This window comes from Halomonas sp. GFAJ-1, assembly GCA_002966495.1.
GTDB lineage: Bacteria > Pseudomonadota > Gammaproteobacteria > Pseudomonadales > Halomonadaceae > Vreelandella.
Genome location: CP016490.1, coordinates 2,539,513 through 2,555,713 on the forward strand (window position 1 = coordinate 2,539,513; position 16,201 = coordinate 2,555,713).

At 51.6% G+C, this 16,201-nt stretch carries 11 protein-coding genes and 1 pseudogene; 4 read left to right on the forward strand and 8 right to left on the reverse strand.

Features of this window, described 5'->3' with window-relative positions; genetic code table 11:
* Nucleotides 1-36 precede the first annotated feature (36 nt).
* The 4 genes and pseudogenes from BB497_11415 to BB497_11430 all read left to right on the forward strand — a co-directional run bounded on the left by BB497_11415 (nucleotide 37) and on the right by BB497_11430 (nucleotide 5,097).
* Nucleotides 37-1,752: pseudogene (locus tag BB497_11415) on the forward strand (potassium transporter TrkA).
* 88 nt (nucleotides 1,753-1,840) lie between these two features.
* On the forward strand, nucleotides 1,841-2,599 hold the full coding sequence (locus tag BB497_11420; GenBank protein AVI63261.1) for a DeoR family transcriptional regulator: 759 nt from the start codon (nucleotides 1,841-1,843) through the stop codon (nucleotides 2,597-2,599).
* A 166-nt stretch (nucleotides 2,600-2,765) separates the two neighbouring features.
* Nucleotides 2,766-4,247 carry a glycerol kinase gene (locus tag BB497_11425; protein ID AVI63262.1) on the forward strand — a complete coding sequence of 494 codons (1,482 nt, stop codon included), beginning with the start codon at nucleotides 2,766-2,768 and terminating at the stop codon, nucleotides 4,245-4,247.
* A gap of 625 nt (nucleotides 4,248-4,872) precedes the next feature.
* Nucleotides 4,873-5,097, forward strand: a complete 225-nt coding sequence (locus BB497_11430; protein ID AVI63263.1) for a hypothetical protein — start codon at nucleotides 4,873-4,875, stop codon at nucleotides 5,095-5,097.
* Nucleotides 5,098-5,368: 271 nt separating this feature from the next.
* Here BB497_11430 and BB497_11435 read toward each other — a convergent pair whose 3' ends face one another.
* The 8 genes from BB497_11435 to fadE all read right to left on the reverse strand — a co-directional run bounded on the left by BB497_11435 (nucleotide 5,369) and on the right by fadE (nucleotide 16,061).
* A complete protein-coding gene (locus BB497_11435; protein AVI63264.1) occupies nucleotides 5,369-7,015 on the reverse strand; it encodes an FAD-dependent oxidoreductase in 1,647 nt (548 codons plus the stop codon).
* 122 nt (nucleotides 7,016-7,137) lie between these two features.
* Nucleotides 7,138-8,877: an ABC transporter substrate-binding protein gene (locus tag BB497_11440; GenBank protein AVI63265.1), complete on the reverse strand. Its 1,740-nt coding sequence runs from the start codon at nucleotides 8,875-8,877 to the stop codon at nucleotides 7,138-7,140.
* 81 nt (nucleotides 8,878-8,958) lie between these two features.
* Nucleotides 8,959-9,231: a hypothetical protein gene (locus BB497_11445; GenBank protein ID AVI63266.1), complete on the reverse strand. Its 273-nt coding sequence runs from the start codon at nucleotides 9,229-9,231 to the stop codon at nucleotides 8,959-8,961.
* 12 nt (nucleotides 9,232-9,243) lie between these two features.
* Nucleotides 9,244-10,137 (reverse strand): sugar ABC transporter permease, encoded by an 894-nt coding sequence (locus tag BB497_11450; protein ID AVI63267.1) that lies wholly within the window; start codon nucleotides 10,135-10,137, stop codon nucleotides 9,244-9,246.
* A gap of 1 nt (nucleotide 10,138) precedes the next feature.
* Nucleotides 10,139-11,026: an ABC transporter permease gene (locus BB497_11455; GenBank protein ID AVI63268.1), complete on the reverse strand. Its 888-nt coding sequence runs from the start codon at nucleotides 11,024-11,026 to the stop codon at nucleotides 10,139-10,141.
* Nucleotides 11,019-12,122 (reverse strand): ABC transporter ATP-binding protein, encoded by a 1,104-nt coding sequence (locus BB497_11460; protein AVI63269.1) that lies wholly within the window; start codon nucleotides 12,120-12,122, stop codon nucleotides 11,019-11,021. Before BB497_11460 ends, BB497_11455 begins: the two co-directional genes overlap by 8 nt.
* Nucleotides 12,115-13,212 (reverse strand): ABC transporter ATP-binding protein, encoded by a 1,098-nt coding sequence (locus BB497_11465; GenBank protein AVI63270.1) that lies wholly within the window; start codon nucleotides 13,210-13,212, stop codon nucleotides 12,115-12,117. The genes BB497_11460 and BB497_11465 overlap by 8 nt, the downstream gene beginning before the upstream one ends.
* Nucleotides 13,213-13,574: 362 nt before the next feature.
* Complete coding sequence (fadE, locus tag BB497_11470) at nucleotides 13,575-16,061, reverse strand: acyl-CoA dehydrogenase (GenBank protein ID AVI63271.1); 2,487 nt, start codon at nucleotides 16,059-16,061, stop codon at nucleotides 13,575-13,577.
* Nucleotides 16,062-16,201 lie beyond the last annotated feature (140 nt).

Sequence of the window (16,201 nt, forward strand, 5' to 3'; positions counted from 1 at the left end):
AGGTAAAGTTAGCAGATAAGGCTTTTCGTACAAAACCTAGTACCCGCCGAAGCTGCCTTTATGGGCTTTGGTCACCCAGCCGTTATCACGGTAGCCGCTGTGTTGGTGCTTAGCCGTGGTTTTGAGCGCTCAGGCGTGGTGGATATTATTGCCAACCAAGTATTAAAAGTCGGCGAACGGTTGCTACTGCAGCTGCTTGTGCTAGTTGGCACCGTTGTGGTGCTTTCTGGCGTGATGAATAACGTGGGCGCCTTAGCACTGCTATTGCCGGTAGCTATGCGTCTTGCCCGTGAACACAATACCTCCCCTTCACTGCTATTAATGCCCCTGGCGTTTGGCTCGCTTCTGGGTGGGTTAACTACGCTGATTGGAACGCCGCCGAATATTATCATCGCCACGTATCGCGGCAGTGTGACCGGTGAGAGCTTTGGTATGTTTAGCTTTTCTCCGGTGGGGATTGCGGTTGCGTTAGTGGGCCTGGTTTTTATTGTGGTGGTGGGCTGGCGCTTAACCCCGAAACGCAGTGGCCAAGCCTCAACGGAAGAAATGTTTGATACCGCTAATTATTTGGTGGAATTAAACGTAACGGAAGCCTCCAAAGCCAATGGACTGACTCTGCAGCAGTTGCGTGATGAGTTAGAAGAGACGATCCCGGTGCTCGCGGTCGTTCGGGACGACGACCGTAGGGCGGGCTATAATTTTCACGGGGTGCTTAAAGAGGGCGATATTCTCCTGCTTGAAGCAGGCCCCGATGAACTGAAGCTGCTTGAAGACAAGGTAGGTTTAAGCGCCATTGCGGAACCCGAAGACGCCGACGATGGTCATGAGAACGCTGAGAGTGCAGACGATAGCCCTCAAGATAAAGACGCTGACCAACGTCAGCCGGTGAATACTGAAGGCCTGCAGCTAATTGAAGCAGTGGTGCGCAACGATTCGATAATGGTGAACCGAAGCGTGCGCCAGCTGCGCTTAAATCAGCAGTTTGGCCTGCATTTAGTGGCCGTAGCGCGGGATGGTGGGCGTTTGAAACAGCGCCTGCGGGATATTCGCTTTCAAACTGGCGATGTATTGCTGCTTCAGGGTAGTGAAAATGAAATGTCTGAAAGCCTCTCCACCTTAGGTTGTCTCCCTTTGGCTAACCGCGAGCTGCACTTAGGTCAGCCGCGCAAATTGGCGATGTCGATAGGTATCTTCGCATTAGCCATTATGGCCATGATGTTTGATTTGCTGCCTGCAGCGGTTGCGATGAGTACGGCGGCATTAATCTCGCTACTCATCGGTGTACTGCCGCTGCGAGAGGGTTACCAGGCCATTGATGGCCCGGTGATTGTGCTGCTAGCGGCAATGCTGCCCGTGGGTGAGGCACTGGAGACCAGCGGTGGGGCTGAAATTATTGCCGATGCACTGCTTAGGTTTGGCGTCGAATGGCCCATTATTGTCTCATTGGTGGGTCTGTTTATTATCTCCATGCTGCTTTCCAATGTGGTCAACAACGCTGCCGCCGCGCTATTAATGGCACCCATAGCGGCAAGCTTAGCGAGCGGCTTTGATGTCTCCATGGATCCTTTTTTGATGGTTGTCGCAGTGAGTGCTTCCTGTGCGTTTTTGACCCCGATTGGCCACCAGTCGAACACCCTCGTGCTTGGCCCCGGCGGGTATCGATTTGGTGACTACTGGAAATTGGGGTTGCCTCTTTCTTTAGTGGTGCTGGCGGTTGCGATACCTATGATCCTTTGGGTGTGGCCGCTTTGATGTAGCTTCTATGGGGCAGTTATAAGTGACGAAAATTTTGCTAATCTACTATGCGCAAAGATAAACAAATAATTAACAGGCCGGGCCTATGAACCAACAGTTTCGCCAGGATGCCATTGTCGAGCTCGTTCGACAGCACGGCTATATGAGCATAGAACAGCTCACCGACCACTTTTCAGTCACCCCGCAGACCATTCGCCGAGATTTGAATACTCTTGCCGACGAAGGCCGAGTGCGGCGGGTACATGGTGGAGTGGGAATTGAGTCAAGCACTGTCAATACGGCCTATAGCACGCGTAAAACCTTGCACCTGGAAGAGAAAGAGCGCATTGCCCTCTGTTTAGCAGAACATATCCCTAACCACTCCTCGCTGTTTATCAATATCGGCACCAGCAATGAAATGATTGCCCAAGCGTTGCTGGAGCACCAGGGCTTAGAAATTATCACCAACAACCTCAACGTGGCGGCGATTCTTCAGCATAAAGAAGACTTCACGGTGATTATTGCCGGTGGTCAGGTGCGCTCACGGGATGGCGGTATTATTGGCGAGGCAACCATCGACTTTATTAACCAGTTTAAGGTGGATTACGGCATTATCGGGATCAGTGGTATTGATGAAGATGGTTCACTGCTGGAGTTTGACTACCAGGAAGTACGCGTTGCCCAGGCTATTATTGCTAATTCGCGGCGCATTTACTTAGCGGCTGACTACTCGAAGTTCCGTCGTAACCCTGTTGTTCGCCAGGGTAATATTTCTCAGTTAGATGCTCTGTTTACCGACCGGGCCCCTCCTGAAACGATTATGCAACTGCTTAAACAACATGGCGTAGCGCTGCATATTGCATAGCACTGATATTGAATAGTGCGAAATATTGCATCGTTGCTATGCAAACCTTCTGGTTGTGTGGAAAGTTCGCACTTGACCTTTTTGGAGGCTAGGGTAGCCTTGAATGATAATAAAGCGAAAGTAAAAACATAAATGCGAAAGAAACCTACAACAAAGCGAATGTTATATGACCTCTTTTATTCTCGCCATCGACCAAGGTACGACCAGCTCCCGCGCTATTCTGTTTGATCGGCAGGGGCAAATTGCCGCTGTCGCCCAGCAGGAGTTCCCTCAACATTTTCCTGAAGATGGCTGGATCGAACATGACCCGGAAGACATCTGGGAGACCGTTCTCGCCACTTGTAAAGAGGTGCTAGTCAAGGCAAATATTACCGCTTCGCAAGTTGACGGCGTTGGTATTACCAACCAGCGTGAAACGACGATTGTTTGGGATCGTAAAACAGGAAAGCCCCTCTACAACGCTATTGTATGGCAAGATCGGCGTACTTCTGAGCTGTGTCAGGCGCTTCGCGACCAAGGCCACACTGAGGAAGTTCAGGCTAAGACGGGCTTGTTAATTGACCCCTATTTCTCAGCCACTAAGCTTGCTTGGATTCTGGATAATGTAGAGGGCGCTCGTGAGCGGGCTGAGCGTGGTGAATTGGCGTTTGGTACGGTAGACAGCTTTCTTATATGGCGGTTAACCGGTGGTAAACACGTGACCGATGCGACTAACGCTTCGCGGACAGCGCTGTTTAACATCCATACCCAGCAGTGGGATGAGTCGCTTTTAAAGCTGTATAACGTTCCCGCCAATATGCTGCCGGAAGTGAAGGACTCAAGCGACGATTTTGGCAACCTGGAGGCCTCTTGGTTAGGCAAAGCGCTGCCTATTGCTGGCGTTGCCGGTGATCAGCAAGCCGCCTTGGTTGGCCAAGCCTGTTTTCAACCGGGGATGGGGAAGAGCACCTACGGTACCGGCTGTTTCATGATTGTTAATACGGGGGCTACTGCCTCGTTATCGCAGAATAGGCTGCTGACAACCATAGGGTATCGGATAAACGGCAAGCCGACTTACGCCATGGAGGGCAGCATTTTTGTCGCAGGCGCTACGGTACAGTGGCTGCGTGACGGCTTAAATCTTTTTGCAGACGCCTCGGAAACAGAAGCCCTGGCGCGGGAAACCCGAAGTGGCCACAGTGTATACCTAGTGCCTGCTTTTACGGGGCTAGGCGCTCCCCACTGGGACCCAAAAGCCCGAGGGGCAATATTTGGACTTACCCGAGACACTGGCATCGCTGAGATTGTCGCCGCCGGTCTCCAGGCTGTCTGCTATCAAACCCGCGACCTACAGCACTGCATGAATGACGACATGGAAGCGGCACCGAAAAACCTTCGTGTCGACGGTGGCATGGTCAAAAATAGCTGGGTGATGCAGTTTTTAGCTGACATGCTCAATGTCCAAGTAGACAGGCCCACTATCCTTGAAACCACTGCGCTAGGCGCTGCTTATTTGGCTGGACTGCGCTTAGGGTGGTATGACTCTTTAGAAGAGATAGAGCAGCTGTGGCGTTGCGAAAAAAGTTTTACACCTATGATGGATGAGACGACGCGCGAGCACCTTTATCAAGGGTGGCAGGATGCGGTATCGCGTGTGCGATCATTCTAGGGCGCACATCACCAGTGCTTTGATAACGCCGCTTTTGCAATAGCGGCGTTTTTATTGTCACCGTTTTGCGCGTTATCACCCTTGGTCGTATGGTGAAATTAGCTGCTCGGTGTAAAATGCACTCGTTTTTAAATTGTCGACAAACTTTGTTTTAAGCAATTAATATTTTAATAGGTAATTAAAGGCGAATTTCTCCGCTTATCAAAATAGCCTGTTTGTTTTAAAACAGTCGTTTAGCAACGTTCTTGAAAGTATCAATCAACAAACCTCCTTTCATCGCCATGATGTAGTCAAGCTACAACCGCTCCTGCTGCCAATGACGCATTGTGAGTATCGCTTGCGTGAACCATAGTGAAGTCATGGATCAGGGAGGGGTATCGTTATCCCGGTATGACTCAACTGATCCCTTGCTACAACCGAGGCACTATGTTGTACCCAGGTGCCAAAGGCGAAGGTCTTGCAAAGCTTGTGACCGTATCGCAGTTACCGAACTGAGCACTTATCCGGCTCAGCATGCGTAGCAACGTCACCAATCGTCGTTAATTAAGATGGCTGCTTTGTTTTCTTCAGTAAACGAGTTTTACGACCTACAAGCAGCGGCTGACCATACCATGAGGGATTGACCATGAACTGCACCGAATTGAGCCAACAAGCCGACCGTATCGCTAGTACATTCAGCAAGCAGGACTTAGCTAAGCTAGTTCTCGCGCTGAAGGGCAATCGCGAGTCGCTCCAACACGCTGTTGAAGTTATCGATACCATCGATAGCCGTCTAGGTTACACCTTAGAAGAAGCGTGGGATGAAGTGTTAGCGGGCGACTCTCAACTGCTCGTAGAAAACGAGGAGTAGTGCTGCCATTAGCTTGCATCACTATTATCTCGCAATGATTATTGCCCCCTCACACGTGAGGGGGCATTTTTTTAGAAAACCAAGAAAAGCGAAGAGAAACAAGCGAGCGCTAATTGTTTAGCCACTTGATTTAATCTATAAAAGCGTTGGTTAGTAATAAAGACTGCCCATGGGGCATTAAAATAATTTCGCGCCTGGGGTTTTCAATAATTCTTTCCTTTGTTCTTTATTTATTGCCTGCAGTCTTATTTTGAACCGTTTTTACTCAAAGTTATTGACCTTCGATAGTTGTCTGAGGCGGTTGAGATGTATCTCTATTCTGTTCAAAATACGTGTTAAAACGCTCCTCTGCCTCTTCGCCAAACAGTACTTTGCAAGCTTCTTTCAGCCCTTTTGATTGGCGTAGTTGCTCGTGTTGAACGACCAAAGAGACTTTTGCTCTCCGACGTAAGAAGTCTTCGAGCTGGGTAATCATTTCGTGATCCCTTGCATGCGCTAGCTCACAGCGTATGTACTCCGTACCTTCGATAAGAATATCGGCTTCAGAGGGGTCTTGACGGATTTCCTCAAGCATTCCCATGGCCTTTTCAGCATAGCGTCGCCACAAGCGAGAAGAGAGTGGCTCAGAGGAGCTGTCAGCGGTCATGGCATCAAGATTCATGCGTGCCGCTTGATCCATAAACTGTTGCTTGACGGGGAGGGGGGGCTCACCATACCACTGAAAGTTCGGGTCGCTGAGCGTAACGCCTAGCCTCGCTACGTCGTCGGCAATCTCATCGCCGACGTTGAGGCAGTCGGTAAGCTTGCCGCCAAAAATACTGATATGCGCGCTCTCGGTGTTGGTATCGATAACATGCTTACGAGAGAGTTGTAAAAAATCACGATCACTACCCTGGTCAGCTTTAATGGCCAGCGGACGCACGCCGCACCGGGTAGAAATAATATCATCGGCCGTAAGAGGGTTTTTGAGGGTTAAGCGCGTATTGATGTTTTCAAGCACAAAAGCAATGTCGTCTGCGGTTACATCGACTTCTGGATGCTCCATGTGAGTGTCAGTGGTGCCAATACACGTTCGATTACCCATGGGGATGACAAAAAATAACCGCCCATCACTGGCAAAAAATGCCAAAACTCGCTTGATACGGGTTAGTTGCGGAACAATTAAGTGGATACCTTTGGAGTACATGTGCTGGTGGGTTGTTTTTTGACCGGTTAATGCATTGTGCTGGTCTACCCACGGGCCAGCAGCGTTAATAAGCACTTTGGCGCGGATGGTAAAGGTGCTGCCATCCATTACATTACGCGCCTTAGTCAGCCACCAATCACCTTCGCGTTCGGCTCCCAGTGACTCCACATAGTTCGCGGCTGTAGCACCATAATCAAGAGCATGACGAACAAAGTTAAAAACAAAGCGGGCATCATTGTCGTGGAGGTATGCGTCTGAGTACTCGAACCCGCCAATTGAGCCTTCAACATTAATGATGGGCTCTTCCTGTTTGATTTTATTTGGCGACAGTAAGCGCGGTATTTTTGTAAACCCATTGCCCATTAGCCAGTAAAGCCACGTGCCCGCCCACAAATAGCGTGGGGAGTGACGAAAACCTTTAGTAATGGTGGTAAGAAAACGTATCTCCTGCACGGTCGAAGGGTAGCTTTTAATCAGATGGTTTCTGCTCTTACATAGCTTGCGTACCAGTGCAAAGTCTTTGCTTTCCATGTATTTAATCCCCCCCCACACTAAGTTGGAGGAGTGCATGCTGGTACTGCCTGCAAAATCACCACGATCAATAAGGGCAACTTTAGCGCCTTTGCCTGCTAGGGCAGCAGCAGTGGCAGCGCCGTTGATGCCACCGCCAATAATGAGCGCGTCGAATTCTTCAGTGTGCAATTTCTCAATATTGCGATTACGCAGTTTCATAGCGGTTCCAGTTAACAAAGAAAAAGCCCTGGGTTTACGGTCTCAATATGTGAGTAGGCAAAACGCCTGCTTGCCACTGATGAAACGCTGGAATAGGCGGGCCGTAGCCCGCCTGGGAAGGATTAACGTGTACCTGCTTCCATCCACGCTTCCATCATTTCATCATAAGGAACGGTGGTGCCTTGAGGCATCTCATTGTCGAGCTTAGGTTTCGGAGAACCCTCCTGGTCAAGCCAGTATTGAGGGTCGCGTTCTTCATTTAGTACCGGCGCGTAGCTGTCGAAGACGTTGGCACGGGCAAGACGGTGCATGGTGTTATCCATATCAGCCGCGAGCTTATCCAAGCCTTCCTGGGGCGTAACCTCACCACTCATGACCGGTGCCAGATTTTGCCACCACAGCGGCGCCATGCGTGGGTAGTCCGGTACGTTGGTGCCGGTTGGCGTCCAGTTGGATTCGTTCGGGCTGCGGTAGAATTCCACCAAACCACCCAGCTTGGGAGCCATTTCGGTCATCTGCTCGGAGAAGATGTCAGACTCGCGAATCGGCGTTAGGCCAGCCATCAGTTTCTCAAGCGACGTTGTTTTCGCTACGGTGAACTGGGCAAACAGCCATGCTGCGCTGCGGCGGTCTTCGGGGGTTGAGTCAAAGAAGGTCCAAGACCCTACGTCCTGGTAGCCCACTTTCATGCCTTCTTCCCAGTAGGGGCCGGTGGGGGAAGGGGCCATGCGCCACAGCGGGTTGCCTTCATCGTCGGTGACGGCAACCGATGGGTCGGTCATATCCGCAGTGAAGGCTGTGTACCAAAAGATCTGCTGAGCGATATGACCCTGTGCCGGTACCGGGCCAGCTTCACCAAAGGTCATGCCTTGTGCTTCTGGTGGCGCAAAGTCACGTAGCCAATCCACGGCTTTTTGCATTGCGAAAACCGACGCTGGTGAGTTCGTGGCACCACCACGGCTTACGCTGGCGCCGACCGGCTGGCTCTCTTCGTTAACTCGGATGCCCCAATCATCGACGGGGTTACCGAAAGGCACGCCGGGACTTCCCATACCTGCCATGGAGAGCCACGAATCATGGAATCGCCAGCCCAGCGAGGGGTCGCGGCGGCCATAGTCCATGTGCCCATAAACTCGGGTTCCATCAATCTCGCCTACATGCACGGTAAAGAACTCGGCGATATCTTCATACGCGGTCCAGTTGGTGGGTACGCCTAAGTCGTAGCCGTAAATCTCCCGAAACTGCTCTTGCAGGTCTTCACGCTGGAACCAGTCATAGCGGAACCAGTAGAGGTTGGCGAACTGCTGAGCAGGCAGCTGATAGATACTGCCATCGGGGCCTGTGGTGTATTGCAGGCCGATGAAGTCATCTAGGTCTAGCGTGGGAAGCGTAAGGTCAGCCCACTCATTCTGCATTGCTTCAGACAAGTTGATGGTGGTGCCATAGCGAATATGGGTGCCGATAGAATCAGAGTCGTTAATATAGCCATCGTAGATACTGTTACCGGACTGCATCTGGTTCTGCATCGTATCGACCAAGTCACCTTCGCCGATGATGTTATGGGTGAGGTTAATACCGGTCAGCTCGCTAAAAGCTTCCGCCAATACTTCACTTTCATAGACGTGGGTGGTTAAGCCTTCGGCTACCGTTTGAATGTTCATACCCCGAAAGGGTTCGGCCGCTTGAGCAAACCAGAGAAGCTCTTCAATTTGCTCTTCACGACTTAGCGTGGAGTTTTGAAAATGCTCGTCTACCAGACGCTCAGCAATTGCCCGTGCGTCATGGTTGTCGGCTAACAGCGTCCCCGATGCAAGCATAAAGCCAGCGGCGAGGGTGGTGAGTTGGAAAGGTATGTTACGCATGTGGACCTCGTTTTGTTGTGTTCTTCCTTGGTGTTGAGACCATCCTTGATACTTCCGTAACGCTGGAGGCGCTTTGTTGCATTAGCCCCAGCGCATTAACACCAGCAGCCATACCGCTGATAGTGCTAGTGCAATCCAGATAGAGAGCGTTGTAAAACCGATAACTCCTAGGTGAATAAAGGCAGCCGATAGCAAGCCAATAAATAGCCGGTCACCACGGGTAGTGCTAATGGGTAAAAAACCTTTTCGCTCAATCGTGGGCGATAAAATTTCCCATAGCGTCATACCGGCTAGCATGGCGGCAATTGATGAAAAGAACAGAGCTGTTGGAGTTGTCCATACCATCCACGTCATAGCAACGCCTCCTTAGGTACGGCCGAGGGCAAAGCCCTTAGCAATATGGTTACGAACGAAATAGACCACCAAAATACCCGGCACAATGGTGAGCACTCCAGCGGCTGCCAGCGTTCCCCAATCAATGCCTGATGCGGTTGAGGTGCGGGTCATAATCATGCCAATTGGCTGAGCGCTAGTAGCGGTCAATGTTCTCGCCAGCAGTAGCTCTACCCAAGAGAACATAAACAGGAAGAACAGTGTGACGCCGATGCCAGAGCGGATCATGGGTATAAAAATTTTGATAAAGAAGCGCGGAAAGCTGTAACCGTCTATATAGGCCGTTTCGTCAATCTCTTTCGGCACGCTGCTCATAAAGCCCTCTAAAATCCAAATAGCCAGCGGGATATTAAACAGGCAGTGGGCTAGCGCTACGGCAATGTGGGTATCAAACAGGCCCACCGAATAGTAGAGCTGGAAGTAGGGCAGCAGAAACACCGCAGGTGGCGCCATCAGGTTAGTGAGTAGCCAGAAAAATAGATGCTTGTCGCCGATAAAACGGTAACGACTAAACGCATAAGCCGCCGGGAGTGCGACACAAATAGTGATCAGCATATTCATGGCAACGTACAGCATCGAATTGACGTAGCCCATGTACCAGCTTGAGTTAGTGAAAATGCCAATATAGTTATCAAACGTCAGGTTTTGGGGCCACAGTGTCATGGAACCCAAAATTTCGCTATTCGTCTGGAGCGACATATTGATTAGCCAATAAATTGGCAGAATCATCAGGAAAAGATACAGGCCTAACAGCACCCGCGAACGCCACCGGCTGCGTGCATTCCGACGACGGCGCTGAGCGGGGGTCGTCTTGCTGAAAATGGTGTTGTACTTTTCACCTTGCTGAGAATTTTCGAGATGGTACATATCATGCTCCCCCGTGCGGGTTCTTATCTTTTTGCATGTGCATGATGGTGGTGTAGAACACCCAGCTCACCAGCAAAATGACCAAGAAATAGATAATGGAGAATGCCGCAGAAGGGCCTAAGTCTTGTTGGCCGATGGCCATTGTGGCCAGCGATTGGCTTAAGAAAGTGGTTGAACTACCCGGGCCACCGCCGGTAAGTACGAAGGGCTCGGCGTAAATCATGAACGAGTGCATAAAACGTAACAGCACCGCAATGACCAGCACGTTGGTAAGCTTGGGGAGCTGGATATAACGGAATACCGCCCATTTTGAAGCGCGATCGATGCGCGCGGCTTGGTAGTAAGCTTCAGGGATTGAGCGCAGGCCGCTATAGCAAAGCATGGCGACGAGCGGCGTCCAGTGCCAAACATCCATCAAGATAATCGTGGCCCAAGCATCACCTGCATTGCGGGTAATGTTGTAATTGATGCCAATCTCCCTCAGGCCCCATCCCATTAGGCCAATGTCGCCCCTTGTGAAAATTTGCCAAATGCTGCCTACAACGTTCCAGGGTATTAGCAGCGGCAGGGTGATTAAGATCAGTACTGCTGATGCTTGCCAGCCGCGCTTGGGCATAATGAGGGCAATGCCGATACCCAAGGGAACCTGAATAGCCAAAATGGTCAGCGAAAAAAGGATTTGACGAAGAAAGGCCGCACGAAGCGCTGAGTCGTTTAAAATGCTTTCAAACCACTCCGTGCCGGTAAAGAAGCGTGCATTGGGGCCTAGTACGTCTTGCACCGAGTAATTAACGACCGTCATTAGCGGAATAAGGGCGGAGAATGCTACGAGAACCAGCATGGGAAGAACCAAAAGCCATGCACGGTTATTTTGCACTTTGTTATTCATGGCCGATCTCCACTAGATATTCGTCGATATAGAGAGCGATGTGTTGATCAGAAAACACGGCATAGGCAGCATCACCTATTATTGGGGCGTGCCCTTCAGGTAGACGTGCCTTGAAGAGTTGATCGTTCAGGGTGAAGCTCAACAGCGAATAGGTGCCTAAATCTTGTAGATTGACGACCTCGATAGGTACGCTGCCAGTCTCTGGGGAGTTGCTGACCGTAATAAACTCCGGGCGAATGCCGAGCTTGATATTGCTGGAGCTAGCGGTCGCGACGCTACGGTGTATGGCTTCGCTCACAGGTAACGCCCGCTCGCCAAACATCACTTTGCCCTCTTGGTGGGCGACGCTCATGAAATTCATACCCGGGCTACCAATAAAGTAGCCTACAAAGGTATGTGCCGGTTTTTCAAAGAGTTCCCGGGGCGTCCCGAACTGCACCACCTGGCCATCGTACATGACCGCAATTTTGTCGGCGAAGGTGGACGCCTCCAGCTGGTCGTGGGTGACATAGATCATGGTGATATTGAAGCGCTCGTGAATCTCTTTGAGCTTGCGGCGTAGCTTCCATTTGAGCTGCGGGTCGATCACCGTCAGCGGTTCGTCAAACAGGATGGCCGAGACGTCGTCGCGCACCAGCCCGCGGCCCATGGAGACTTTTTGCTTCTCATCGGCAGTGAGGTTTTTGGCTTTCCGCGAGAGCAGTGGCGTGAGGTCTAGGATATCGGCCACTTCGCGTACTTTGGGATCGAGCCGATATTCAGGGATATTCATGTTGCGAAGCGGAAACGCCAGGTTGTCATACACCGTCATGGTGTCGTAGATAACAGGGAACTGAAATACCTGAGCAATATTGCGCTCTTCGGGAGGAAGTTCGTTAACCCGCTGCCCATCGAATAGCACATCACCTTCTGAAGGCTCTAACAGCCCAGAGATAATATTTAGTAGCGTTGACTTGCCGCAGCCAGAGGGGCCAAGCAATGCATAAGCACCGCCTTGATGCCAGACGTGATCCATTTGGCGGATCGCATAATCGTCACTTCCCGTCGGGGTTTTACTGTAACTATGGGCAAGTCCCTTAAGCGTAATTTCAGCCATTGACAGTGCCTCCTTGGCCTGCGGGCACGTGCACTGTGCTGCCCTGTTTATCGAAGGCGTAAAGCTGACGACTGGAGAAGTAAACCTTGATAGGTGTGTTGACGTGAAATTCGTGAATGCCAGTTAGATGAAGCACGAGCGGAAAACGCTCATGGCTGACATGTAAAAAGGTTTCAGATCCACTTATTTCAGCGACGTCAACATTCACCGGCAGCTCTATATCGCTAGGCGATGTGGGTGACAGGGTGATATGCGAGGCGCGTATCCCAAAATCATAGGTGCCATTCGATAGGCTTTGTAAGCCATCGTCACAGGGAAAGCTTAAAGAGGGGTCAAAGGAGATAGCCGCAGTGCTTAGGGTTCCAGGTACAATATTAATAGGCGGTTCTGAGAACATTTCAGCGCTATAACGGCTGTTAGGCTGGCGATAAACCTGGTCGGTAGGGCCGTACTGGAGAAGCTTACCTTCATGAAGCACTGCGGTATTGCCCCCCAATGCTAGCGCTTCGTTAGGCTCTGTGGTGGCATAAACCGCAATACAGTTGCGCTCTTTAAACAGTTCACGCAGCTCGTCGCGAAGCTCTTCTCTAAGCTTATAGTCAAGGTTGACAAGCGGTTCATCGAATAAGATGAGGTCAGCTTCTTTTACCAGGGCGCGGCCCATTGCAGTACGTTGCTGCTGCCCGCCGGATAGCTCCTGTGGGTACCTATCCAGCAGGTGCGCTATGCGAAGCATTTCAGCAATCTTACCGACGCGATGCTCAATCTCTTTTTTAGGGGTGTGGGCAAGCTTCAGGGGAGAGGCTATGTTGTCGCGCACGGTCAGGCTGGGGTAGTTGATGAACTGCTGGTAAACCATAGAGACGTTGCGCTTTCGTACGGAAACGCCAGTAACGTCCTTGCCAGCCATGAAGATTTTTCCTTGGGAGGGCTGTTCCAAACCTGCCATTAGGCGCATTAGCGTGGTTTTGCCCGCCAGAGTTCGCCCGAGTAGCACGTTAAACGACCCCGGCTCTAACTCAAGTTCCATCCTGCTGATATGGGTAACCCCGCCAACGACGTGGTCAATATGCTGCAAATATAAGGACATGCCGATCTCGCTAGCGTCATTGTTATTGGAAAAATGCTACTGAAAATCGTTATTGCTTGATGAGCGTGATGGTGGCTATGGTGTTGGAATCTGCACTAGATTGCTCAGTTTCCGCACAGGGATTTTCAATAACGAAAGGCTAGCTGATCATTTTCGAACTTGCAACGCATTTTATACCCGTATTTGGGCCTTTGAACTTATGTCTAAGGCCATGCTAACGTTAGAAAAGAAGAGGGAGCGGTTGCTGCGAGAGTTTGGCGAAGGAGATGAGCGAGAAGTTTTCGCTTTAGAAAGCGTCAAGAAAAGCAGGGCACAAAAAAACCGGCCCCAATGGAGGGCCGGTTAGAGGGCAGGCGAATGGATTATTTAACGCTCATTTCCTCGCCTGTAGCCTTGGCTGCCGGCGTTGCGTTGTGGTCAATCAGGGTTGATTTATCCGTAGCAAACGCATCGTAGGCGAAGTCGTCTACCGTTAACATTTCAAGTACTTCTGCTTCAAAGGTGCGCATAAACTGGGCATCTTCTTCGCTGATTAGCCCTTTCTCTAGGCCCGCTTCCACTCGCGCTTCTGGGTGAAGTGCCGTCTGCGGCAGCTCGCCTTTGGCGTACGCTTTGTTAACAGTGCGGTAGATTTTCTCTGCGCGCTCGTACTCAGCCAGTAGGGCATTGTAACGGGCAAGCGGATTGCGCTCTGTACCGTCATCCTGATCCCATGTATTGGCAAGTAGCTTGGTGCGCAGGGCGCTATGGCTTGAGACGCGCTGGGCTATGTCCCGTGCAAGGTCGTCACTAGGTTTATCCCAACGACGGCCAGTGGGCATTGTGACAGCGTTAAGCACTTTACCTAGCGCTCGATTGGGCAAGTTGTCAAAAATTTCAACAAAGGCCTGCTCGGCGCGGTGTAGCAAGAAGCGGCAGCTGTAATGCAGAAGGGCTTCTTCGCCTTCTACTTTATCGCCTGCTTGCCACTGCTTAAGCACCATGGATGCCAGGTAAAGGTTAGAGAGCACGTCACCTAGGCGAGCAGAGAGCATTTCGCGCTTTTTAAGCTCAGAGCCGAGGCTAGCCATGGCCGCGTCGGCACATAGGCCAAAACCAGCAGATAGGCGTGCAATATCCTGGGCATAAATAGCCGCAGGGCCATCAAAAGGCACACTGGATTTGCCTAGGCCAAGCCCTAAGGTAAAGGCGCGCGCCGCATTACCAAAGATTAGACCCGCATGGCCAAAGAAGGCTTTATCAAACGCCTTGATATCGTTGGCATCTTTCGCCGCTAGCTCGTCAAGGACGTAAGGGTGGCAGCGAATGGCGCCCTGACCAAAGATCATCAGGTTGCGGGTCATAATGTTGGCGCCTTCAACGGTAATCGCTACCGGGTTAGCGCTGTAGCCAATGCCCAGGTAGTTGCGCGGGCCAAGGGTTACCGCTTTGCCACCATGGACATCCATCGCATCGCTTAGCAGCACGCGTTGGAATTCAGTCAGCTGGCTTTTCAAAATCGCTGACGGCACGGCAGGCTTCTCGCCATGGTCAATCAGGTTAGCGGTTTGGTAAACCGTCGCCGCAGAGATATAAGCCAAGGATGCCATACGTGCTAAGGGCTCCTGAACGCCTTCCATCTCTGCCACCGGAACGTTGAACTGACGGCGAACGCGGGTGAAACCACCGCTCCAGCCAAGTGCATAGCGGGCAGTACCGGTAGCGCCGGAGGGCAGGGTAATGCAGCGGCCAATGGAGAGGCACTCAACCAGCATCCGCCAGCCTTGGCCAATCATGTCTGGGCCGCCGATAATGGTGTCCAGCGGCACAAAGACGTCGTTACCCTTGATCGGGCCGTTCATAAACGGACTGCCGATAGGATGGTGACGACGACCAATGTCCATGCCGTCGGTATCACGAGGAATCAGCGCTAGGGTAATGCCACGGTCTTCTTCGTCGCCCAGCAGCTTTTCCGGGTCGAAAAGGCGGAAAGCAAGTCCAACGACAGTGGCGATAGGCGCCAGGGTAATCCAGCGTTTTTCAAAGTTGAGGCGAACGCCGACGACTTCTTCGCCGTTAACCATCTGTTTGCAGACCACACCGGTATCCGGTAGCGAGGTAGCATCAGAACCAGCACGCGGGCCTGTTAAACCAAAGCAAGGGATTTCGCGGCCATCGGCCAGGCGAGGCAGGTAGTGGTCTTTCTGTTCTTGAGTGCCGTACTTCAGCAGCAACTCACCTGGGCCGAGCGAGTTGGGCACGCCCACGGTGACCATTAGGGTCTCGTTGGCGGAAAGCTTCTGTAGCACCGTGGACTGCGCTTTAGCAGAAAAGCCTAAGCCGCCGTACTCTTTCGGAATAATCATTCCGAAGAAGCCCTCTTTCTTCAGGAAATCCCAAAGTTCTTGGGGCAGGTCGGCGCGCTCTTTCGCGATATCCCAGGCGTTACACATGCCAGCGGCTTTTGCACACTGATTGTCGATAAACGCTTGCTCGTCTTCACGCAGGCCCTCATCTTTAAAGTCAAGCAGCTTGTTCCACTGGGGTTTGCCCGAGAAGAGCTCACCGTCCCAGGAGACACTGCCCGCTTCCAGCGCGGTGCGTTCGGTAGCGGACACTTTGGGCGCTACCTTTTTAAAGACGGCAAAAAGGCGTGGCGTTAGCCATTTGCTGCGCAGGGCAGGTAGGCCTGCAGCCGCAACTACGGCTGCGCCGATCAGCAATAACACACCGATAATGGGGGCGCCGAATAACACGCCGACAAGCCCGAGAACACCGAGGACCGCGAGCGCAGGGGTAGCACCCGCCTCCCGACGCATTACAATGAGCAAGCCGACAATGGCGAGCACAATAAGCAGTAGGGTTAGCATATAACCTCTCCGTGGGTTGTTAATTCGTGTTTTGTTAGCGGGTAGTGCATTTAAACGAATGTTTGAATTTTGGCAGACTCTCGCTATTCAGTGCAAGCCTTTCGCTTGCTATAGGCTGTCTTTCGCTAGTTGATTGAACT